Annotated in this window: 22 protein-coding genes and 1 pseudogene; 6 read left to right on the top strand and 17 right to left on the bottom strand. The window is 70.5% G+C overall.

The features are described from left to right. Positions 1 to 681: 681 nt before the first annotated feature. On the top strand, positions 682 to 936 hold the full coding sequence (locus AAFN69_RS33400) for a GntR family transcriptional regulator (RefSeq protein WP_347732678.1): 255 nt from the start codon (positions 682 to 684) through the stop codon (positions 934 to 936). A gap of 530 nt (positions 937 to 1,466) precedes the next feature. On the opposite strand, the gene AAFN69_RS33405 is transcribed toward AAFN69_RS33400, so the two are convergent. The 3 genes and pseudogenes from AAFN69_RS33405 to AAFN69_RS33415 form a co-directional block, all read right to left on the bottom strand. Beyond that, complete coding sequence (locus AAFN69_RS33405) at positions 1,467 to 2,372, bottom strand: XRE family transcriptional regulator (RefSeq protein WP_347732777.1); 906 nt, start codon at positions 2,370 to 2,372, stop codon at positions 1,467 to 1,469. Positions 2,373 to 2,573: 201 nt separating this feature from the next. Further along, positions 2,574 to 2,693: pseudogene (locus AAFN69_RS33410) on the bottom strand (helix-turn-helix transcriptional regulator); the annotation flags it as partial. A 634-nt stretch (positions 2,694 to 3,327) separates the two neighbouring features. Then, positions 3,328 to 3,957, bottom strand: coding sequence for a hypothetical protein (locus AAFN69_RS33415; protein WP_347732679.1), 630 nt, complete (start codon positions 3,955 to 3,957; stop codon positions 3,328 to 3,330). Positions 3,958 to 4,126: 169 nt separating this feature from the next. Between AAFN69_RS33415 and AAFN69_RS33420 the strand changes: the two genes are divergently transcribed. Further along, a complete protein-coding gene (locus AAFN69_RS33420; RefSeq protein ID WP_347732680.1) occupies positions 4,127 to 4,339 on the top strand; it encodes a hypothetical protein in 213 nt (70 codons plus the stop codon). 4 nt (positions 4,340 to 4,343) lie between these two features. On the opposite strand, the gene AAFN69_RS33425 is transcribed toward AAFN69_RS33420, so the two are convergent. Beyond that, complete coding sequence (locus AAFN69_RS33425; RefSeq protein ID WP_347732681.1) at positions 4,344 to 5,057, bottom strand: hypothetical protein; 714 nt, start codon at positions 5,055 to 5,057, stop codon at positions 4,344 to 4,346. A gap of 125 nt (positions 5,058 to 5,182) precedes the next feature. Here AAFN69_RS33425 and AAFN69_RS33430 point away from each other — a divergent pair, with 125 nt between their 5' ends. The 3 genes from AAFN69_RS33430 to AAFN69_RS33440 all read left to right on the top strand — a co-directional run bounded on the left by AAFN69_RS33430 (position 5,183) and on the right by AAFN69_RS33440 (position 7,063). After that, the gene (locus tag AAFN69_RS33430; RefSeq protein ID WP_347732682.1) at positions 5,183 to 5,368 is read left to right on the top strand and encodes a hypothetical protein; all 186 of its coding nucleotides are present in this window, start codon (positions 5,183 to 5,185) and stop codon (positions 5,366 to 5,368) included. A 111-nt stretch (positions 5,369 to 5,479) separates the two neighbouring features. Next, entirely contained in the window at positions 5,480 to 6,436 is a 957-nt protein-coding gene (locus tag AAFN69_RS33435) for a hypothetical protein (protein WP_347732683.1), read from the top strand. 87 nt (positions 6,437 to 6,523) lie between these two features. Beyond that, positions 6,524 to 7,063 (top strand): hypothetical protein, encoded by a 540-nt coding sequence (locus AAFN69_RS33440; RefSeq protein WP_347732684.1) that lies wholly within the window; start codon positions 6,524 to 6,526, stop codon positions 7,061 to 7,063. A gap of 165 nt (positions 7,064 to 7,228) precedes the next feature. On the opposite strand, the gene AAFN69_RS33445 is transcribed toward AAFN69_RS33440, so the two are convergent. From AAFN69_RS33445 to AAFN69_RS33500, 12 genes are all read right to left on the bottom strand, one after another. Continuing rightward, complete coding sequence (locus tag AAFN69_RS33445; RefSeq protein WP_347732685.1) at positions 7,229 to 7,498, bottom strand: hypothetical protein; 270 nt, start codon at positions 7,496 to 7,498, stop codon at positions 7,229 to 7,231. After that, entirely contained in the window at positions 7,495 to 7,725 is a 231-nt protein-coding gene (locus tag AAFN69_RS33450) for a holin (protein WP_347732687.1), read from the bottom strand. Before AAFN69_RS33450 ends, AAFN69_RS33445 begins: the two co-directional genes overlap by 4 nt. Before the next feature lie 9 nt (positions 7,726 to 7,734). After that, positions 7,735 to 8,301 (bottom strand): 3'-5' exoribonuclease, encoded by a 567-nt coding sequence (locus AAFN69_RS33455; RefSeq protein ID WP_347732688.1) that lies wholly within the window; start codon positions 8,299 to 8,301, stop codon positions 7,735 to 7,737. Further along, complete coding sequence (locus AAFN69_RS33460; RefSeq protein ID WP_347732689.1) at positions 8,298 to 9,038, bottom strand: N-acetylmuramoyl-L-alanine amidase; 741 nt, start codon at positions 9,036 to 9,038, stop codon at positions 8,298 to 8,300. The genes AAFN69_RS33455 and AAFN69_RS33460 overlap by 4 nt, the downstream gene beginning before the upstream one ends. Beyond that, positions 9,038 to 9,301 carry a DUF2829 domain-containing protein gene (locus tag AAFN69_RS33465; RefSeq protein ID WP_347732690.1) on the bottom strand — a complete coding sequence of 88 codons (264 nt, stop codon included), beginning with the start codon at positions 9,299 to 9,301 and terminating at the stop codon, positions 9,038 to 9,040. The genes AAFN69_RS33460 and AAFN69_RS33465 overlap by 1 nt, the downstream gene beginning before the upstream one ends. A gap of 68 nt (positions 9,302 to 9,369) precedes the next feature. Continuing rightward, the gene (locus tag AAFN69_RS33470; protein ID WP_347732691.1) at positions 9,370 to 9,837 is read right to left on the bottom strand and encodes a hypothetical protein; all 468 of its coding nucleotides are present in this window, start codon (positions 9,835 to 9,837) and stop codon (positions 9,370 to 9,372) included. Further along, positions 9,834 to 10,100 carry a hypothetical protein gene (locus tag AAFN69_RS33475; RefSeq protein ID WP_347732692.1) on the bottom strand — a complete coding sequence of 89 codons (267 nt, stop codon included), beginning with the start codon at positions 10,098 to 10,100 and terminating at the stop codon, positions 9,834 to 9,836. Before AAFN69_RS33475 ends, AAFN69_RS33470 begins: the two co-directional genes overlap by 4 nt. A 9-nt stretch (positions 10,101 to 10,109) precedes the next feature. Next, entirely contained in the window at positions 10,110 to 10,949 is an 840-nt protein-coding gene (locus AAFN69_RS33480) for a hypothetical protein (protein WP_347732693.1), read from the bottom strand. Position 10,950: 1 nt separating this feature from the next. Next, positions 10,951 to 12,033 (bottom strand): hypothetical protein, encoded by a 1,083-nt coding sequence (locus AAFN69_RS33485; RefSeq protein ID WP_347732694.1) that lies wholly within the window; start codon positions 12,031 to 12,033, stop codon positions 10,951 to 10,953. Between the two features lie 22 nt (positions 12,034 to 12,055). After that, positions 12,056 to 13,138: a hypothetical protein gene (locus AAFN69_RS33490; protein WP_347732695.1), complete on the bottom strand. Its 1,083-nt coding sequence runs from the start codon at positions 13,136 to 13,138 to the stop codon at positions 12,056 to 12,058. Between the two features lie 13 nt (positions 13,139 to 13,151). Next, positions 13,152 to 14,018, bottom strand: coding sequence for a hypothetical protein (locus AAFN69_RS33495; protein WP_347732696.1), 867 nt, complete (start codon positions 14,016 to 14,018; stop codon positions 13,152 to 13,154). Positions 14,019 to 14,037: 19 nt separating this feature from the next. Beyond that, positions 14,038 to 18,069 carry a phage tail tape measure protein gene (locus AAFN69_RS33500; RefSeq protein WP_347732697.1) on the bottom strand — a complete coding sequence of 1,344 codons (4,032 nt, stop codon included), beginning with the start codon at positions 18,067 to 18,069 and terminating at the stop codon, positions 14,038 to 14,040. Between AAFN69_RS33500 and AAFN69_RS33505 the strand changes: the two genes are divergently transcribed. Beyond that, positions 18,068 to 18,739 (top strand): hypothetical protein, encoded by a 672-nt coding sequence (locus AAFN69_RS33505; RefSeq protein ID WP_347732698.1) that lies wholly within the window; start codon positions 18,068 to 18,070, stop codon positions 18,737 to 18,739. The two genes, AAFN69_RS33500 and AAFN69_RS33505, sit on opposite strands and share 2 nt — an antisense overlap. Here the strand turns inward: AAFN69_RS33505 and AAFN69_RS33510 are convergent. Then, positions 18,723 to 18,995, bottom strand: a complete 273-nt coding sequence (locus AAFN69_RS33510) for a hypothetical protein (RefSeq protein WP_347732699.1) — start codon at positions 18,993 to 18,995, stop codon at positions 18,723 to 18,725. The two genes, AAFN69_RS33505 and AAFN69_RS33510, sit on opposite strands and share 17 nt — an antisense overlap. Positions 18,996 to 18,998: the final 3 nt, after the last annotated feature.

Raw genomic sequence — 18,998 nt, forward strand, 5'->3', positions numbered from 1 at the left:
CTACTGAACGTTGAGAAAACACGTACAGCGCTTCCTGGCATCTTTCACACTCCAAAGCGCCCCGTTGTCGAGGCTTCCACTCCTCGACAACGGGGCGTGTCACCTGCCCGATCAAGGCTTCCACTCCTCGATCAGCAGGCGGTTCCGGTAGCTGGCAGGTCAGCCGGCGCTCAGGTACTCCGTGAGGGTTGGCGAGGTGCGACGCGGCATGGGAGCCCTGGCATCCGGGCAAGGGTGGGGGTGGGCGTAAGAGTCGGAGCGCGCCCCGCTCATCGACTCCGGATCCCCGACTCGGTTCGCTTCGGTGGCATCCACCGGCAGCTGGCAGTAGATGCAGAATTCACGGAGTACCTGGATCGCGTTGAGATTGTGCTCACTCCGGCACGCGGCGCAGGCTGTCAGGTTGTAAGGACTGCCTGACTGCCGTTCCGTAGTCCGCACAGCCATCGTGGTTTCTGAATGGCCGTTGTGCCAGTGGCACCAGTCAGAGCGCGGAGGGATCCGGTGGGGTCCTGGATCGCTAGAGTCTTCCATGTCGATGCTCCCAGAAGCGTCGTCCGTTCCCCCGGGCCGTGTCCGCGGTCGCGGGGGTTTTGTTCACGTTGTGATCTTAGGCGTACTACGGGGTACTAGGCATACCGCGTCTCGCCTAGTGCGGGGTGGGATGCTTAGCGTGTCTCCATGATCAACTTTGTGCCGGATGTGCCACGCTGGAAGCAGGTCGCCACCGTGATGCGGGCTCGAATTGCCGACGGCACCTATCCACCCCGTACGCGGGTCCCCTCTGTCCTGGGGCTGGCAGGCGAATTTGGGGTAGCCGTCGCAACCGCGCAGAAGGTGCACAAGGCGCTGCGGGACGAAGGTCTGATCTACACCGAACCGGGGCTCGGTAGCTTTGTCTCACTACCGCTGCCTTCAGACCAGTCATCGTCGTGAGCGGTTCGTCCACTCACGGGCATGCGACCTCCGGGCCTTCTGGCCACTAGCCGGGCCGGGACACGGGAAGCCGCTCGCCGCGGTCAGGGCACGTGTCCCGAGGGCAAGCACACGGCGGGTACTTGCTCGACTTCATGGGCTCCAGCGGCAACGGCGGCCCTTCCGGGTCACCGACCACGATCGTTGGCGAGACGGGGAGGCGTTCGCCCCCGGGGCTCACTCGGTACACCCTCATCGTCATCACGAGCGGTGCCCCCGGAGCCGAGTAAGGCTGGCATGCAGCCGATCGAACTCTGCTGCCGACAGGACGAGGTCCGGCTCGCTCACTTGCTGATCCAGCAGCCAGAGGGTGAGGGGGATGCGGACCTCGCCGGTAGTGGGGTCGCATGTGGGGGTGGCGCCGGCACGGGGTGAGGCGTGGGGCAGTGCGGCCATCTGTTTCTCCCGGAGGTGAGTGACGGAGGCGTCACCGTAGATGGCCTACCGGACGGTAACGGGGACAGAGTGTCCCCGGTACCCAAACTGTCCCCCTATCCCGCCTCCGCGAGGCCGATTCTGGCCGCAAGCCGGGCCGCCTCCGGCCGCAGCGCCCGGGGCGCCGACTGCCAGATGCCGGTCACCGCCGTCAGTGCGGACGGGGTGTACTTCACCGTCTCCGCGCCGATGCTGTATGCCATCTGCATGACGTGGAGCGCGGCCGTGGTGTCACCGCGCTGGAGGTGCCCGCGGGCGACCTCCACCCACAGGCGGGCCCGCCGCTCGACGGACGGCATGGAGTCGGGGTCCAGTTCGTCCGCGATGGACAGCGCCCGGCGGGAGGTCTGAAGGTCCACCGCCACGCTGACCTCATGGAAGTCGACGTTCGCCCGGCCGAAGACCGTGCTGGGGTGCACGTACGCCGCCGGCAGCGACTTCGCGACCTGGTCGCCGGCGCCCCAGTACCGCCACGCGTCCCCGGACCGGCCGTCCCGGGCCGCCGTCACCGCGGCGTGCAGCTGGAGCGCACCGTAGATTCCGCGCCAGTCCGACGGCGCCTCGTCCAGGTGCGGCCGGAGCAGATCGGCCGCGTCGGTGACCACCCGCAGCGCCTCGTCCGCGTACGACGTCTCGCGGAGGATGTTGCCCATGTTCCAGGCCGCCGCCGCTATGGTCGCCGGCCGGTCCGCGTCCTGTGCCGCGGTCATGGCCCGGTCCGCGACCACCCACGCCAGCTCTGCTGGGGCGATGTACGCGGTCGCCTGGCCGGTGAGCCGGTAGACGTCGGAGAGCGCCACCAGGGCGGCTCGCCGCTCGTCGCCGTCGAGCCCGCGAACCGCCGTCTCCGCGTCCCGGATCAAGGCGGGCAGCAGCCTGAGGGTCTCGGTTCTGTTCTCGGAGGACATGTGCCACAGCTGCCACGTCTGGTTCACCCGGCCCTGGAGCACGGATACCTCCACGGGCTCCGCCGTCTGGGCAGGCCGACTGATGATCCGGCGGTGCATGACTGCGTCCCACACTGCCGGGAGCCGCGGATGGTGAAGCCGGCCGAGTTGAACTGGCTGCGCGACCTCGCCACCATCGGCGCCGGTGATGATCGAGGCGTCGGAGAGCTGGAGCGCGGCGGCCAGCCTCAAGATCAGGGCGTTGGAGCGGAGCGGCCGGAGGCCGGTCTCAATTTTCTTCAGCCAATCCGGGCCCCGTCCGCACATCGCAGCAAGCACTTCGCGGGACATGCCGCGCGATTCTCGGAGCAGCCGGATTCGCTGGCCGGTGGTCATGTCGTCGGGGAAGTCCACGGCGCGTCCCTCTCGTCGGTGTGGCCTCAGCGTAGGCCCGGCATCGACCAGAAGGGGAGGGGTTCGCCTCCTCCTCTAGGCCCCAACGGCCCGCTGTTCGTCGACGTCCCCTGTTGTATCGGTGGTGGCTGATTTCCGGCGTTCGCCCCGCATCTGGCGTCCGACTGTGTGCATCGTTGTGGGGAAAGGAGACACATGGAGACGGAGCTGGTGACGCTCCAGCCGCAGTCAGGCGGCCGGTGCGCAATGTGCCTGGTAGGCACCTATTTCTACGGACGCTGCGGCCAGTGCCGCCACGAACTGAAAAGAGTGAACACCTTGGGTGCAGTTGTTTCGACAAGTGAGTCGTGTCCGGACTCGAACTGCCATGGGTCTGTGACCGTCACATCCACCTATGACGACAATGGGAACGCGACATCTATTGAGCGGGGTCCGTGTTCGAGCGGCAACCACTGAGCAGACCGGGTTTCGGTCAGACCTCTACCCAGTGGCTGGAAACGGTGCCATGGTGAACGGGCGGGCCACCCTCCCTCACCCCCTGTGGGAGGGACCCCCCAGGCCCTGCCCGCGTCCTCCCGCACGGGCGGGGCCCGCCCGTGCCGGTCGGTCCTGGGGTTCAGTCCTGGAGGCTGTCCAGGGCGTCGGTGAGCTTGTTCCGCCGGTCGTTGTCGTCGCGGATGATGCGGCCGACCTGGACATCGGTGATGCCGAGGATGCGTCCGGCCTGGCTCTTGTTTCCGCGATGCTCAATAGCGAGGTCGCGCACCAGCTCGGCGTAGGTCCGCTGCCACAGGGCGTCCTTGCGGGCGATCCGCTCGCGCTCGGCCTGGATCTGGATGCGCGCGTCGGCCGGGTTCTCGCCCAGGGTGAGGCGCAGGACGGCGGCGTACTCGTCCATGGTGTCCTGGTCGCGGTCGAGATCGGCGAAGCCCTGGGCGTACGCGGAGTCCTCGGGCTGGTCGGCGAGTTCGGCGAGCCGGTCCTCGACGGGACCGATGGCGTTGTCGAGCTGTTCGGCCGCTTCCTTGGGGCTGAACTGCTCCACTATCCAGCCCTGGCCGCCGACCGGTTCGTTGTCGTAGGCCCACCAGATGGTACGGGACTGCGGGTCCAGGACGAGGTGGTGGAAGCCTTCGCCCTGAAGGTCGTTCAGTCGGGTGAGGGGGTAGGCGCTCGCGCCGGTGTGCTGTTGCAGGTGGGCCTCGACTGCGGCCCAGTCGGCGACGGTGGCGGTGGTGACGGGCATGGTGGCGGTGTCCTCCGGTTGGGTTCGGTGTGTTCCTGGCATCCATAATCCAACGTACCCCCGTCGATGTCAACGGGGGTACGTTGAGTTGAGGGTGCCCGGCAGCTCACGCATTCGATCGAACCCCCGCCGACGCGCACCGGCCGCGCGCCGGGCGCACCCTGGACATATGGCCGCACCGATCACCGTGCACCGGCCGTCCCCCACCGGCGGCCGGCGCGTCACCGCCCGCGGGCAGATACTCGGCCTCGCCTACTCGGACCGCGATCTGACCGAGCTGCTGCGCCGGGCCGGCCTTGAGAACGCCGAGCAGCTGGTCGACGGGGACAGCGCGCTGATCGAATGGCGCGGCGGGCGTGCCCACAAGTACGAGGCCGCCTGATCACCTACCCGGCCGGGCCGAGGATCACCACCGTGGCGTCGTCCCGGGGACCGCTCTGTGCCGGCCGGACACCGATGCCCACCAGGGCCTCGGCCAGGCGCTGCGGGTGCTCCGAGCCAGCGCGGACCATGCTGGCGCCGAGACCCCCCGGCCCCGGATGAGGGGCGTACACCCCGTCCGACATGAGCATCAGCATCTCGCCCGCAGGCGCCTCAGTCATGGCCACGGTGGTGGCCGTCGCCTCCGTCAGCGACAGGCGGATCCAGTCGTCATGCACGAGGTCCACTGTGGTGGCGCCGTGCTGACGGAGAAATCGCCCCATGGTGTGCACAGTGGTCCGGGCCCGCAGTTCCGTCCCGTCCCACGACGCCGCGCCGCAGTCCCCGATCCACGCCAACTCCACCGGGCGCCCGGGCCGGGCGGTGGCCACGATTGCCGCACCGGTCGGCTCCGGGCTGGGGCCCGCCCCTGGATCGGCCACCAGCTCGGCGGCGGTCAGGAGTCCCGCGAGCGGACCCCGCCGGGCAGCGACCCGGGCGGCCGCCTGGGCCAAGAGCCTCGCGATATCCGTGGCGCCGGGTTCGTGGCCGATCAGATCCACCACTGCCGCACCGATCGTGCCGTCCGCCGTCGTAAAGACTGCCGCGGCGTCTCCGGACGGGCCTTCCGTGCCCTCCAGTGTGGCCGTCCATGTCCGTAAAAGTGCCTGTGCCGTCATGCCTGTCAGCGTAGAGGTGGCGCCAGTCGGACCATTAACGCTCGCATAACGCAGCGGAGTTGACATGGGGGGCGTGTTGGTGCAACTCGGCCGCACGGGCCGCGCTCACCCGGCATCCTGGCTGCATGACGACGCGAGCTCACCGCCCTGACTGCCTGGACTGCTACGGCACCGGTCGGCGGGAGAACCTCTACTACCACCGCTGCGACCGGCCGGGCTGCCGGCCGGATCTGCCCACTGTCGAATGCGAGTGCGCAGACGAGCCAAGCACCGGGCCGACTGTGGTCTTCCTCGGAGCGGCGGTCGACTGACCAGGAACGGAGGCGCCCCCTGCCTGCCGGATGGGGGAAGGGGGCGCGCGGGCGGGTGGGTTGGGGCGAACCACTTGCCAAATTGCAGCGCAGCGCTGTAATTTACTGCTCATGCAGACACTCATGGCGCTGTCCGACGTACCTGTGGAACCCGCGACCCTGACCCGCCGGCGCGATGAACTCCCGAGCCCCTACGCGGATGACACCGATCTGGTGGAGACCGAGCGCCACCAGGGCGGCGACGGAGCCCGTGTCACCGCCTGGCTGGCCGACCCCGACACCCACCGGCCGATGTACCCGCAGGACTTCGCCGGCGAGGAAGAGACACCGCGGCCGCCCATCCTGACCAACCTCTACACCACCCACGTGGCGGACCGGGATGACGAGAGCGCCATGAGCGCCGCGATCCTCCACGCGAAGTTGGCGATCATCGCCCACCGCGCCCGGCCGCAGCTTCTCCGGCTCGACGCGGAGGAGGACGGGCTGGACGGCGGATTCGCCGGGACCCCTTACGAGTTCCGGCTTCTGCCGAACGGCGTCCGGGCCCACAACGAGCGGGCAGCGGACCAGGCGGCCAGGGACTCCCGAATCCGCGAGTTCCGGGAGCTGCACGCACGGGCCGTCACCTCCCAGGCGCGGATCGACGCCGGCGAGAAGCCATACGAGGATCCCCGGTGGGTGGCCAAGCGCCTCGCGGAAGCGGAGAAGATCGCCGCCCAGGAGCGGCGAATCCGCGAGATCCGGCAGACGGACCGCCCTCAGCTTCTTCTGGCGATCACGGCGCACCTCCTGCGTCTGGGCGCCTCGCGGCAGACTGTGCTGGACCTCATGGGCTGGACCGGAGGCGACGCCGAGACCATCACGCACATGTGGGACCACGTCACCACCGCCCAGAGCGCCGCCCTGATGGGCATCTCCCCGGGTACGATGCGCGGCTACGTCGCCCGCGGCCAGGCGCCGCAGCCGGACCGGCGGATCTCCGACACGCCCCTGTGGAAGGTGGAATCGATTCTGGCGTGGGAGTCGAGCCGCCCCGGGCGTCCCGGGCGCCCCAAGCAACAGTCCTGAGCGGAACACCGCACTCGGATCCCGCAGGCCGCGCGAGCCGCGCCGCTGCCCCTCAGACCCGCTACCACCACGACAGGAAGAGATCCGATGACCACCACTCCCGCCAACCTGGCGGCCGTCACCACGCCTTACCCCCAGGAGCTCCTGGACGACATCGACACCGCCGCCCACCAGGCCCAGATCAGCCGAGACCAGTGGCTCGTGCGCGCCGCCCGCCGCGCGCTCCCCTACCAGACCCTCCGGGCATCCGGGGCAGGCCGACTGCGCGCCGTGGTGCGGGAGCTCGACAACGTTCTCGACGGCCGCAGGGGGGATGCGCTCAACACCGGTCTGGAGCAGCACGAGCGCATCCCGGCCGGAATTGGCTATCACCATCTGTCCTACGAAATGCTCAAACTCATCAACGAGTTGATGGACCGGATCCCCCGGCAGGAGGCCAGCGACGGCTACGAGGCCGCCGAGGCCACCGCCCCGGAATCACCCGACACGATCAAGGCGTGGGCGCGCACCGCAGCCTGTGAGGACCTCCTGGGAATCCTGGACGCCGTGCGCGGCATGCTTCCGCTGGACGGCAGCAACGTCGAAGATCGGGCGCAGATGGAGAACCCGAACGCAATGCTGGACTGACCAGGCGCATCGTCCCCGCCAACGCGGGGTCCCCAGCACGCAGGAAAGCCCCGCCGCCCGCAAGGGGCGACGGGGGCCTGTTCAGCCGATGTGGTCCAGATACTCCCGGGCCCCGCGCTACCCGAGGGGTGACGGGGCAGAGCGCGGGGCTTGTAGAAGTGATGGTCAGCCGCCGAGGACTGCGAAAAGGTATCCACCGCCGGCACCGAGCATGGTGGCGGCGCCGGATGCCATCCACACCCGGCGCTCCACCGCCGCGACTCGCGCGGTGAGCGCGGCTGCGGCCTGTTCGGCAGCACTCATGCGCCGGTCCGCGTGTGTGCCACGCTCCACCAGGACATCCAGCTTGCCGTCAAGCTTGGTCATGCCAGTCTCAAAGGTGCCGCGCATCCGCTCCAGTTCTACTGCGACGGAGGACGTCTCGCCGACGGTCATCGCCGGTCGCTCACCGTCTCGGTGAGCCCCGGGCCCTCCGTCCCGCCGGACGTCGCCACGGCGGTCAGGACCGCCAGCACAGCGGCGAGGCCGCCGACCGAGGCGGCCTGGCCCCAGTCGACATCGAGGAGGCCGAGCTGGTCGGCGCCGATCGCGCCGATGGTGGCCTGAGCGGCGGTACGGACCGCGCGCTCGCCGGTCGAACGCCAGAAAGCGGCAGTGAACATGGGGGCTCCTTACTTCTTGTCCGTGGCGGCCCGCGCTGCGAGCCAGTGCCGGACGGTCTGGTTGTGGCGGGCATCCGCGAGGGCGTTGTGCTCGCCGGACTCCTGCCGGGGCAGGTCGTCCCAGCTCAGCCCGAGCCGGGCCCGTTCCTGCTGGATGTCGTGCGTGAACATCGGCACCCCATCGGGGAGGTCGATCATGCGGCCCCAGAGCTGCGCGAGCGCGACATGGCCGTAGGCCCCGTAGTTCGCCCACAGCTCGACATCCGGGGTGGCCTGGAGGAAGTCGCGGACTTCGTTGGCGATGACCCATTTCGGCTTCACGCGCGTGTCCGTCGTGTCCAGTGCGCCGTCGCTCTGCTGAAGGGCGTTGATCTGCGGCGGAGGCTTGTAGCCGCGCAGCGGCAGGTGAGGCCACACGTTGCCCTTCAGCCACCGATGGTTCAGGATCCTGTCGACTGGCATGTCGCTGTTGACGGCGTAGTACTCGCGGCCGTCGTCGCACACCATGCCGATGCTGATCAGCTCGATGGTGCGGCCGTCTTCCAGAAATTCGAGGTCGTAGTCGATGACGGTCACGGGCGGGCCTCCAGCAGGTCGACGCGCTTCTCCAGCGCGGCCAGGCGCTGCTCCACCGTCAGCACGGGCGGCTTCGGGGCCGGGGGCTTGGGAGTGGTCGGCTTCGACGGTGGCGACCAGCCAGCCGGGTGCTTCAGGCGCTCCGCCACATCCGCGCGCAGCTTCACCATCGAGAACCCGCGCGGATCGATCTTGTCGTCCGACCACTCCAGATGTCCGATCACGCTCTTCGCCGACCAGCCGTGCGCCCGGCACACCGCCGCCTGCGACCGCACGATCGCGTCGTACTGCACCGACGGCCACGGGTCCTTCCCGTCGCCGAGGTTCTCCGCCTCCCAGCCGTAGAAGGACCGGTTCCCGTCCACCCCGTCGGCGTTGCCCTTGGTCGGCTTCGGCGGCCGGTCGCCGTAGTCCTCCGCGATGACACGGGCGAGCACCGCCGGGTCCCCGCCGCCCGCGTGGTTGGCCCGGCCGTGACCGACAAGGTGCACCCGGCCGTCCTTCGTGATCACCCCGTGGCACAGCGGGCCCGGCAGGGCGGGGTACCCGTCCCGGCAGATGGCGACTGTACGCGCGGATCCCTTGGTCACGGTGTGGTGGACCTGGGACCCGTGCACCGGACCCCACGGGCCCTTCGAGTTGCGGTTGTGCGTACGCCAGTCCGGCTCCTCCACCACGCGGACGCCCTCCGCGCGGAGAGCAGCGAGCAGACGGTCGGCGGTCAACGGTGCAGCCATCAGGCACACTCCCAGTCGTCGGCGAGCAGGTCCGTCTGGTTGGCGACCCAGGGAACGAAGCCGTCGGCGGTGCGCAGCATCAGGTACGGGCGGAAGCGACATACGGTGCCCTCCGGCAGGCCGGTTGCCCGCGCGGTGTTCCCGTTGATCGGGATGCCGTCGGGATAGCCCTGCTGGTAGACGACCATCACTCCCGTCTCCCAGCTGCCGCGCGCAACGGGGGCGCCGCCCTTCATGGCCGCGAGGGCCTGTCCGAAATCCATGAGCACTCCAGGGCATGAGAAGGCCCCGGCCAGACGTGGCGCGGGGCGGGGAAGTACAGGTGCAGGTGTCAGGCGGGGCGGAGCTGACGGACGGTGAGGTGCCCGTACCCCGCGTCCACGATGAGTTCGTCGTCGGGCCGGGAGGCGCTGGAGTGCGCATCGGCGACGAGCGCGACGGTGAGCCGGTGCCCGGCGGGCCAGTCCTGCGGGATCGCGTGAACGGAGCTGATCGCGAGGGGCATGTGGTGGCGCTGCCGGTCGACGTTGTCGCCACAGGACGGGCTGATGCGGACCCATGGGGCGTCGGGGCCGGCTTCGTAACGGCGGGCGCGCAGGCCCCAGCCGACCCCGACGACGTACCCGGGGTTGGTCTCGTTGGTGACGCGGGCCCAGGCGTCGATGTCGAGGTGGTCGCCCGCGGCGACGGGCACGACCCGGCGCAGTACGACGCGGGTGGTTGTGGTCCGCCTGTCGATCGGAAGGTAGTCCGCGGTGATCTCGGTGCTGGTGTGCAGTCCGACAAGGGTGAGGGTCACGCAGGTGCTCCCGGGACGGTGATGGGGCCGAGGGTGCGGCTGGTGGTGTCGACAGTGGTGGAGGTGCTGCGGACGATCGCAGCGACGCGGAATCCGTGGGTGGTCGGGGCAGGTAAGGCGCTGATGACCATGTCCATGATCGAGGTGAGCTGTGTGTCCGTGAGGGGCAGGGGGAAGGGGGTGCGCAGCTCCCAGTAGTGCTCCTCCAGGGACTCCATGTTGACGATCTTGATCGTGTGTTCGTGTACGACCGTGGTGGTCACGGGGGCTCCTCAGATCAGGGGGAATCGGATGGTGGACAGGGACAGCCACACCACCGTGCCGGCGGTGTTCTGGATGGTCAGTGCGCCGCTGGAGCGGACGTAGATGTCGGCGACAGCGGTCGCGGCGCCCGCGCTGACGCGGTAGATGTGGTCGGCTGTCGGCCGGTACCCGGCAGGCAGGGTGGCGACTGTGGTCCCGGCGGTGAGGGTGCCGGGGGCAATGAGCCCGGCGAGCTGGACCGTGCCGTCGATCTGCCGCTGGTAGACCGGGGGCTGGAAGCTGGAGCCGTAGCTGGTCCAGCCGTTGTTCAGGGGGAGCGCGGTCCAGGTCTCCGCGCTGGGTCGGGCGCCGGCGGCATCGAAGTCGACCCCCGTCATGGCCGAGTCGAGCCAGAGGGTGGCGGTGCCGGTGCCGTGGTCGACGCTGAAGAAAGATCGGCCAGCGCGGAGCTCAGCTGATGGGGCGTCGTCGTCGGAGGCGCCACCGGTGAGCTGGACGGATGCGGTGTCGTAGCCGAGGTCGGGTGTGACGAGGAGTAGTCCGGGCACGGTGCCGAGGACGCCGTCGGTGACGTAGATGGTGAGGCCGCCGGGGGTGGTCTCGGCTTCGCTGCCGCTGTAGACCATGACCGCCGGCGGGGTCCCGCCGGCTTCGGGGATTGCTCCCTCGGCCGCGAGGACGATCTTCGGTCCGTCTGGCGTGCTCTGGACGGTGATACCGCCGGATCCGATTGCGGTGGCGGTCGCCCGCCGGCTGGCGCGGAGCTCGGCCAGCTGCCGCTTCAGGTCGGCCACGGTGCGGGCGAGGCCGGTGAGACCACCGGGGATCTGGTCTGCGGGAGTGGGCATCTCAGTCCTCCACCAGGATGGGCCGGACAGTGTCGGCGTCGGGGTCGAGCTCCCAGCCCCAAGCCCGCGCGATCGTGTCGGCGCCAGCTGGATGCCGCAGCGAGCCGGCGACAGAGAGACGCACGGAGTCACCCAGTACCCAGTCCCGGCCGAGGCGCGGTGATGCCGAAGCGGTCGCGTCGATCGTCCACACCGCAGCGCCGCGCTGCATCAGCGCCAGGGCGCGCGCGGCATGCGCGTCAAGCTGAGCGGGGTCGGTGAGACCGCTGGCGGGGGTGAAGCGGTGCACCCACCTCGGCCAGCCGGCGGCGAGCAGCTCGGTGGCGACGTGCTCGCCGCTCGTCAGCCGGGCTGCGCCCTCTCCTTCCCCGCGGGCCACCACCACGGTCGCCCCTTTTCCCTGCTCGTAGGACTCGGCGAGGGTGTAGGAGCTGACACACCCGGGGAAGTCGAACACGGCCTCCGGCCGTGCGTTCTGGGTGCCGATGGCGGGGCGGACGCGGATCGGCAGTACGAACCCGGTTCGGCCGGGGGCCCATTCAACGTCCACGGCCCATTCAGGGCCGCCGTCGGCGCCCATGAGCTCCTGGAGACAGGACAGGTCACTGCGGTCGTCGCCGTCCTCCACTGTGTAGTCCATGAGGACCCCAGTGGGAGGGGCGTCCATGACGAAACACAGATCGTCGCTGATCACGGGCGCCAGGAGTGCGGTGATGACGTCGGCCTGGTCCTGCTGCACCAGACCATGGGTCCCCGGATACCGGCTGTCCAGGTAGCGCTCCGGGGTGGCGAGGCCGAGCGCAAGGGTCTCCGAGGAGCCGCCGTCCCTCGTAATCACTATCCCGGCCCACAGTGGGAGATCGGCCGCCCGGTCGACCGCGACCAGCAGGGTCCGCCCCGGGTCGGTCGCGGACTCCCAGTCTCGTGCCGCGCCAGGCAGTGCCAGGTCGACCGTGGTGGTGGTGTAGGTGCCGAGCCGCCGGGACAGCGCCTGCCCGGCGGTGACTGCGGAAAGTTCCTCGATGATTCCGCCGGTTCGCAGGTCGCAGGCGTACCAGGTCAGCTCGACTGGCGTGGCGGCCACAATGGTTCTCCCTCTGTCCGTGTCATGCGCGGCGGCGGAGGTCGATCCACGAGTGCGCGAGGAGGGTGACTGTGCCGGAGCCTCCGGACCGGGCGAACTGGACGGAGAAGTTGCCGGCGGTGCCAGCGGTGACGAGGACCGCCCGCAGCATCAGACCGCTCGGGTTGCCGGAAGCGGTGGAGGCTCCGAAGAGACGGGCGGTGTCGATCGGGGTGCTCATGGTCCGGATCGGGCCGTCGGTGTCCGTGGCTCCAGCGCTGGTCGGCTGCGCGAACCCCAGGTACGTGCCGGAGGAACCCGCTGGGACACCGAAGTCCAGGTTCATGTCCGCGTTGGTCGCGTCCGTAGTGATCCAGTGCAGCATCCCGTCGATCGTGTACTCCGCGTTCGCCACGACGGGCACGATCAGGTGCAGATCGTCGGCGAGGGTTGCTGTGGTGCGTGGCGTGTCGGCGGACTTCCGCCGGTAGAGCGAGGAGCCGATGCCGAGCGGCTCCGGGTACACCCATGCGCTGCCGGACCACCGCTGGAGCCCGGTGCCGTTGTCCCGGTACTGCCCCACGTACAGCCCCGTCGCCGCCGCGTCTGGCACGATGCCGCCCGGCGCGACCGTGACCGGCCGGACTGCGAGGGACACGGTCGGCGACCCGCCACCGGAGGCCGGGACGGAGATGGTGGCGAGCGGCATGTAGACCATGGTTCCGGCCGGGGTCGGCGCCACCGGGGAGGCCGACGCTGTCCCGGCCAGGTAGACGACGTCCGCTTTGGCGAGCCCGGCGCCGTCGACCGCGGTGTCCCACACCCGCAGGTACACCAGATCCACCCGGGGCAGCGTGGCGTGCGCGGCGGCCACCGACCCGGGGCTGACCGAGGAGGGCTGCCACACCCGGTAGACGCCCTGTCCGGCGTATGCGACGGTCGCGACCCCGGCGGAGACATTGATCGTGGACCCCGCGAGCGTCGTGGTGAGGCCCGGGTCACCGGGCCGGACCCCGGACCGGGACCCGGCCGCGGTTCCGTTGGCCATGATCATGGCCGCGTCGCCGCCCCGGGCCTCCAGGCCGGAGAGGGTGAGGCCGTCCAGCCCCCATACATCAACGGGCATCGGTGTCTCCTTCTCAGATCCAGGCCGAGCGCCAGCGGGCGGTCAGCAGAGCGGCGGGCGCGGGCGCGGCGGCCCGGAACTGGTACGTGACGGTGCTGTTCGCGGGGATGGTGGGCCAGCCGGACGGCACCGCCAGGAACCGCCGGCGGCTGGCCGTGCCGTTGAGAGTGACGGTCGGCGCGTCGGTGTCGATGACGAGCTGGTCACCCGCGGCGAGGTCCTGGCCGTAGGCGAGCTGCCGCGTCGTCCCGTCCGCGTACAGCCCGATGATCTGCGGCGCCGACACCGGCCCGTCGACTGTGAACGCCGGCCGCGTCTCGAAGGTGCCGGCGTTCACCGCGCGGATCTCCCCCGCCACCACGGTGGCGGAGAACGCCACCGGGAAGGTCGCAGGGAAGACCAGGCCGCCGGTCGCGCTGGGGAGTGTGGTGCTCTCCACCTCCTCGTCCACGCCGTACCGTCGCGGGTCCCCGGCGGTCACCATGACGGAGAACTCCGCCACGCTGTCGGTGAGGTGCCGCAGCAGCACTTTTCCGGACCGGGTCACGGTCGCCTGCTTGGGCACGGTCTCCCGCACGGTGAGCACGGTGGTGTCGAGCGGTATGGCCGCGCGCAGCCGCTCCATGGCCGCGTCGAGCTCGGCCGCGCCGGGGGCGATGATCTTCCCGGCAAGGGTGACCGGCCGCTCGGCGAGGTACCGGGGGCCGAGCCATGCGCCGTGGTCGGCTGCCCGCTGGTGCACCTCGGCCCGGACCTCCGGGGAGTCCCAGCCGTCCATCTCCTGGAGCGGCCACGCCACTCCCTGGTCGTCCACTCCCCCGAGGGGGATGGTGCCGAGATCGACCCGGAGGCCGCCCAGATCCTGACCCGGTAGGTACACCCGTCCTCCTCTCTGCTCGTCAGCCCGCGAATGCCAGGTGCCGGGCCAGGTCCGTAGCCTGCTCCGCGCTGCTCTGCCGGGCGCCGTTCAGGGTGATGTTGGTGGTGCGGTCGCCCTCCCGCACCGTGGCCGGCCCGCCGCCGCCCGCGGTGCCGTAGCGGCTCGCCGGGGTGAGGCGGTAGCCCATCGCGGAGGCAGTGGCCGCGAGCAGCCCGCGGGACCGGGCGGAGCCGTTCCACGGGATGAAGGACTCGACGTCACCGGCCTCGGCGGCGAGGACCGCGGTGGGCCGGGTGAGGATCCCGCCTCGGGCCATGCCGACCACGCCGCCCTGGCCGGCGGCCTGCTTCAGAAATGCGTCCCTGTTCTCCGCCGGCAGGCTCTTGATCTGGCCCATCATCTTCGGGACCAGGGCGTGGATCGTGGCGACGTCCAAGCCGGCCGCGATCAGCTCCCGGTACCCGCGGCCCGGCCCTCCCCGCAGGGTGGTGAGCAGGGTGAGTGCGTCCTCCAGGTCCTCTCCGGAGAGCCCGCTGTTCCCCTTCTTCACTGCGGTGTTCGCGGCGGTGGCGGCCTTCCGGTCGCCCACGGCTTGTGAGGCCAGCTGTGCCGCCTCGGCGGACCCGTCAGCGGCGAGCGCCTGAGCGAGATCACCGAACCCCTGCGAGGCGAGGGTCTGGAGATCCTGCGCGAACTGCTGACTCGCCTTTGTGTGCGAGTCGAGCTGCTTCGTGTAGTCCGCCAAGGTGGCTTTCGCCAGCTCACCGGTCTGCTTGAGCTTGTTGATGATGTCCTTGAACTGCTTGTCGGAGGCGCCGGCGAGGGAGTTGACGAGGGCGTATCCCTCCTCTCCCATGCTGGCGAGCATGTCCGCGACATCCTGACCGCCGCGCTTGGCGATCTTCTCCAGGTTGCCGCGCCACTTCTCCGTCGCACCGAGCGAGAGCTTGAGCTGCTTCTGGTAGGCGTCGAGGTTGAAGGTCGTCGGGGCCTTCGCGCCACCACTCTGGCCGAGGGCGGTGTTGAGCTTGACGACGTCGGCCCACTCGTCGCGCACCTTCTTCTCGGCGGCGGCCTTCTCCTTCTTCGACGCCTTCTTGTCCGCGCGGACCTTCCGGAGCTCGGCCGACGCCTCGGAGTACTCCTTCCACGCGTCCTTCAAGCGCCCCACCAGGTCGGCGTATCGGTCCATCGGATCCCGGGACCCGCCCAGAGCCGGCGCCGTGGTCGGCGTGTAGGAGAACCCGACCGGGCCGCCCGTCGCCCTCCGGAGCACCGGCGTCTGCATGGCGTTGAGCTGGGCGAAGAACGCCGGGCCGTACCGCTGGACAGCAGCGGTACGGATCACGAACTCGCCATTGGATGCCGCCACCAGGATGGAGTCCGACGTTGCCGTGCCGGGCCCGTGGATCGGGCCGCCCTGGGCTCGGTTGCTGATCTCGGCCGCGTTCTTCGCGGCCTGGTTGCTGCCGCCCTGGTTCTGGACCCGGCGGAAGACCTCCTGCCGGAACGTCGTGATCGTGATGCTCTTGTCCCGCAGGGCGTCGAGCGCTGCCTTGAGTGCCTGCGCGTTCGCCACGGGCGTGCCCGTCGGCGCGGTGACCCTCACCTTCTTCGTGCCGGGAATCGCCTCCACCGCATACCCGGCCTCGCGCAGCGACGCAACGGCCGCCTTCGTCGGCGCGGAGATGACGATCGTCTCCCCAGGAGGAAGGCCCATCACCTGCTCGCGCAGTGCCGCGATATCGGCGGCGACCTTGTCCGCGCCCGGGGCGGTGACCTGCGTTGCCGCCGCTTCCGGGATCTGGGCGTAGGCATCCGTCAGGGACTGGATCGCCTTCGCGCCGAACCCGGCCTCGTCCATCTGCCGCTTGAGGGCGGCGATGTTGGCTTCCAGGATCGCCTGGCCGGCTTCCTGGCTGCCCGTCTGTTCCGCGACGGCTTCGGCGTGCTTCATGGCGCCTTCGGCAGCGTCCAGGAGCGCCGCCTTCACATTCCGGCCCTTCTCGGTGGTCACATCGAGGCTGCGGCCGTTCTCCCTGACCGCTCCGCTCAGGTCCGCGAGGGACTGCTGGAATCCGATCTCGGCCTGCGCGGCGCTGATCGCCGTACCGTTGAGGGTGTTGAGCGCGTCGGAGAGCATCTCGGCCTGAGTGCGCTCCTCGGCCATCGCGTCCGCGGTCATCAGGGACGCGTCACCGAGAGCACCCTGTCCGCCCGCGGCGAGCTGGGCCTGGGTGTCCACGGCGGCCAGGCCGTCCTCGTACTGCGGCAGCAGCGTCCGGAACTTTTCGGCGGAGGTGCCGCCCTTCTCCGCCTCGGCCGCGAAGATCTTGAACACTTCCGCAGCCTCCGCCGACGCCCCCGAGCTGACCAGGTCGGCCAGGGCCGCATCCAGCGATTTGACCTTGTCACGCGCCTCGGTCAGCTTGATCGGGTCCGCCATGCCCAAGGTGAAAATCTCGTCCATCGCATTGTTGAAACGCTGCATCCCCGTGGGGTGCGCGATCCGCTGGACCGCCTCGCCGAGACCGTCCAGGTCTGTGCCGAAGATCCGCGAGAGCTCCCCGGCGGCCCGCCCCTTGCGGGCGAAATCCACCAGCGAGTTCGCCAGCTTCGAGACCGACGGCGGCGCGTCGGAGAACCGGCGCACCAGATACTGGACACCCACCCCGACCGCGGCCATCGCCGCCAGGACCAGCCCGACCTTGCCCAGGCCCAGCAGCGCCCCGCGCGCGCCCGCCGCGGTGATGCCCATGGCCATGAGTTCCCGGCGCACCAGCATGATCCGGGGCACGAGCAGGAGAAGCCCGGCACCGACGAGGCCCACCACGCCGACCACGCCGGCCATCAGGGTGATGGTCTGCTGTGCCGCGGGGTTCAGGTTGCCGTACCAGTTCACGACGGCCGTGAGGGCCTGCGCCATCTCGCGCAGCACCAGGTTCGCGCTGCTGCCGGACGAGACGAGGGCCGTCTCCAGAGCGCCGGCCAGGCGCTCGACGTCACCATAGAGGTTGTCGGTCATCGTCGCGGCGACCCGGGTTGCGTACCCGGAGTCGTTGACGGCGGACACCCACTGGTCGACGCCGTCGGCGCCGGCCTCGTAGATGATGGTGGCGGCCCGGACGGCGTCGCTGCCGAAGATCGTCGCCATTGCGGCATTGCGGGCCTCGGGAGTGAGCCCCGCGAAGCTGCGCTGCATCACGCCGGCGAGGTTCGACAGGCCGATGAAGTTGCCCTGTGCGTCATATGCGGAGAAGCCGATCGTGTCCATCATCCGCGCGGCCTCTTTGGACTGCGGGACCAGGCGCTGGAGCATCACCTTCAGCGAGGTGCCCGCGTCGCTGCCGGTCAGCGCGTTCTGCGCGAACAGGCTCAGGGTGCCGACCGTGTCTTCCAGGGAGAGGCCGGTCTGGCTGGAGAGGAGCGCGGCCTGCCGGAACGCCTGCCCCATGTCATGGACGTTCGTCGCGCTCTTGCCCGCGCCGGCGGAGATGACGTCGGCAATGTGCCCGACATCTCGGCCCTCCAGCTTGAAGGCATTCATGGCCTGGGCGGAGATGATCGCCGCTTCGCTGAGCTCCAGCTGGCCGGACGCGGCGAGGTCGAGCGAGCCTTTGAGGGCGCCGCCGATGATGTCCGCGGTCGAGATGCCGGCGCGCGCCAGCTCGGCTTCCGCTTTCGCGGCCTGTGTGGCGCTGTAGATGGTGGCCTGACCGGCCTCCAGCGCGGCGGTGGACAAGCGCTTCATGTCGCGCGCGGACCCGCCCGTGACCGCGCGGACCTCTGACATGGCCTTGTCGAAACGCGCGGCGGCGAACGCGGCCAGGCCGAACGCGGCGATGAGGCCGATCGACGCCATCCGCGCTGCTTCGAGGGCCTTCCGGCCGTTGTTGGCGATCGAGAGGATGCTCGCGCCGGCCGCGTACGCGGCGAGCCGGATCGCGGCCAGCGCGGAGGCGACCCGGGCGGCAGCGACCGCCCAGCGTGCCGACACCCATGCGGCGGCGGCACTGCCCGCGGCGGCGACGGAGGACCAGGCGGCGGTCATGGCCGCCGTGGTCGCTGCCCACCGGGCCCCCACCGCTGCGGCTGCCGCCGACCAGCGGGCCGTAACCGCGCCGGCGGCAGCCGTTGCGGTCGCGGATGCCGAGGCCATCGCCCCGGACACGGCAGCGGCGACTGCCGACCACCGGGACGCCACCGCACCTGCTGCCGCGGACGCCGTGGCGGCTGCGGAGGCCATGGCACTGCTCACCGCTGCCGCGGCGGCCGGCCACCGGGATGCCGCAGCGCTCGCGGCTGCGGTCCACCGGCCGGCGACCCATCCGGCCGTCGTGGCCGCGCGGGCACGCAGGGCGGACCAGCTGCCCGACATCGCCCCGGCCGCCGCGTGCCAGGCCGCGGACGACGAACCGGCGGCAGCGGTCCAGCGGGCGGCCACCGCGCGCGCCGCGCCGGCCGCCGAGGACCGCATCGCGGCGGAGGACGCCGCCGCCCGCGCCGCCGCCCGGCTGAACGCCCGGGCGCTGTTGGCGGCCATGCGGTTCATGTCCGTGCTGACCCGGCCCGCCGTATGCGCCATGCTGCGGCTGATGGCCGTAGCGGTCGCCTGGCTGGTCCGGGCCGCCTGCCGCATCGCCGCCGTGAACGGCGCGGCGGTGCCGGTGAGGCGGACGGTGACGGTGCGGATCGCCACGTCGGTCACTCCCTCCTGGTGATGGACAGGTGGATGCCGACGGGGTCACCCCCGCCCTCACGGAAGGCGTTGATCTTTTTCGCGCCGGTGGCGCAGGCGTGGCACCGGATCAGTGCGGCCTCGTACTGGCCCTCCGCGCCCGGGGCGGAGGTCTCGGACCAGGAATGGCCGCAGTCGGGGCAGGTGTCGGCCTCGACATCGGCGAGGGCGAGCGCCCACGCGCGGTCCTCCTCCAGCCACAGCGCCTCGCCGGGCTGCACCGCCCGGCCGAGGAACACCGA

This window comes from Streptomyces sp. CAU 1734 (genome assembly GCF_039888735.1).
Taxonomy (GTDB): domain Bacteria; phylum Actinomycetota; class Actinomycetes; order Streptomycetales; family Streptomycetaceae; genus Streptomyces.

What these genes read in the sequence shown, in the direction of transcription:
- AAFN69_RS33400 (WP_347732678.1), top strand. Translation starts at nt 682, where the DNA reads ATGATCAACTTTGTGCCGGATGTGCCACGCTGGAAGCAGGTCGCCACC.
- AAFN69_RS33415 (WP_347732679.1), bottom strand. Translation starts at nt 3,957, where the DNA reads ATGCCCGTCACCACCGCCACCGTCGCCGACTGGGCCGCAGTCGAGGCC.
- AAFN69_RS33420 (WP_347732680.1), top strand. Translation starts at nt 4,127, where the DNA reads ATGGCCGCACCGATCACCGTGCACCGGCCGTCCCCCACCGGCGGCCGG.
- AAFN69_RS33425 (WP_347732681.1), bottom strand. Translation starts at nt 5,057, where the DNA reads ATGACGGCACAGGCACTTTTACGGACATGGACGGCCACACTGGAGGGC.
- AAFN69_RS33430 (WP_347732682.1), top strand. Translation starts at nt 5,183, where the DNA reads ATGACGACGCGAGCTCACCGCCCTGACTGCCTGGACTGCTACGGCACC.
- AAFN69_RS33435 (WP_347732683.1), top strand. Translation starts at nt 5,480, where the DNA reads ATGCAGACACTCATGGCGCTGTCCGACGTACCTGTGGAACCCGCGACC.
- AAFN69_RS33440 (WP_347732684.1), top strand. Translation starts at nt 6,524, where the DNA reads ATGACCACCACTCCCGCCAACCTGGCGGCCGTCACCACGCCTTACCCC.
- AAFN69_RS33445 (WP_347732685.1), bottom strand. Translation starts at nt 7,498, where the DNA reads ATGACCGTCGGCGAGACGTCCTCCGTCGCAGTAGAACTGGAGCGGATG.
- AAFN69_RS33450 (WP_347732687.1), bottom strand. Translation starts at nt 7,725, where the DNA reads ATGTTCACTGCCGCTTTCTGGCGTTCGACCGGCGAGCGCGCGGTCCGT.
- AAFN69_RS33460 (WP_347732689.1), bottom strand. Translation starts at nt 9,038, where the DNA reads ATGGCTGCACCGTTGACCGCCGACCGTCTGCTCGCTGCTCTCCGCGCG.
- AAFN69_RS33465 (WP_347732690.1), bottom strand. Translation starts at nt 9,301, where the DNA reads ATGGATTTCGGACAGGCCCTCGCGGCCATGAAGGGCGGCGCCCCCGTT.
- AAFN69_RS33480 (WP_347732693.1), bottom strand. Translation starts at nt 10,949, where the DNA reads ATGCCCACTCCCGCAGACCAGATCCCCGGTGGTCTCACCGGCCTCGCC.
- AAFN69_RS33490 (WP_347732695.1), bottom strand. Translation starts at nt 13,138, where the DNA reads ATGCCCGTTGATGTATGGGGGCTGGACGGCCTCACCCTCTCCGGCCTG.
- AAFN69_RS33505 (WP_347732698.1), top strand. Translation starts at nt 18,068, where the DNA reads ATGGCCGCCGTGGTCGCTGCCCACCGGGCCCCCACCGCTGCGGCTGCC.
- AAFN69_RS33500 (WP_347732697.1), bottom strand. Translation starts at nt 18,069, where the DNA reads ATGACCGCCGCCTGGTCCTCCGTCGCCGCCGCGGGCAGTGCCGCCGCC.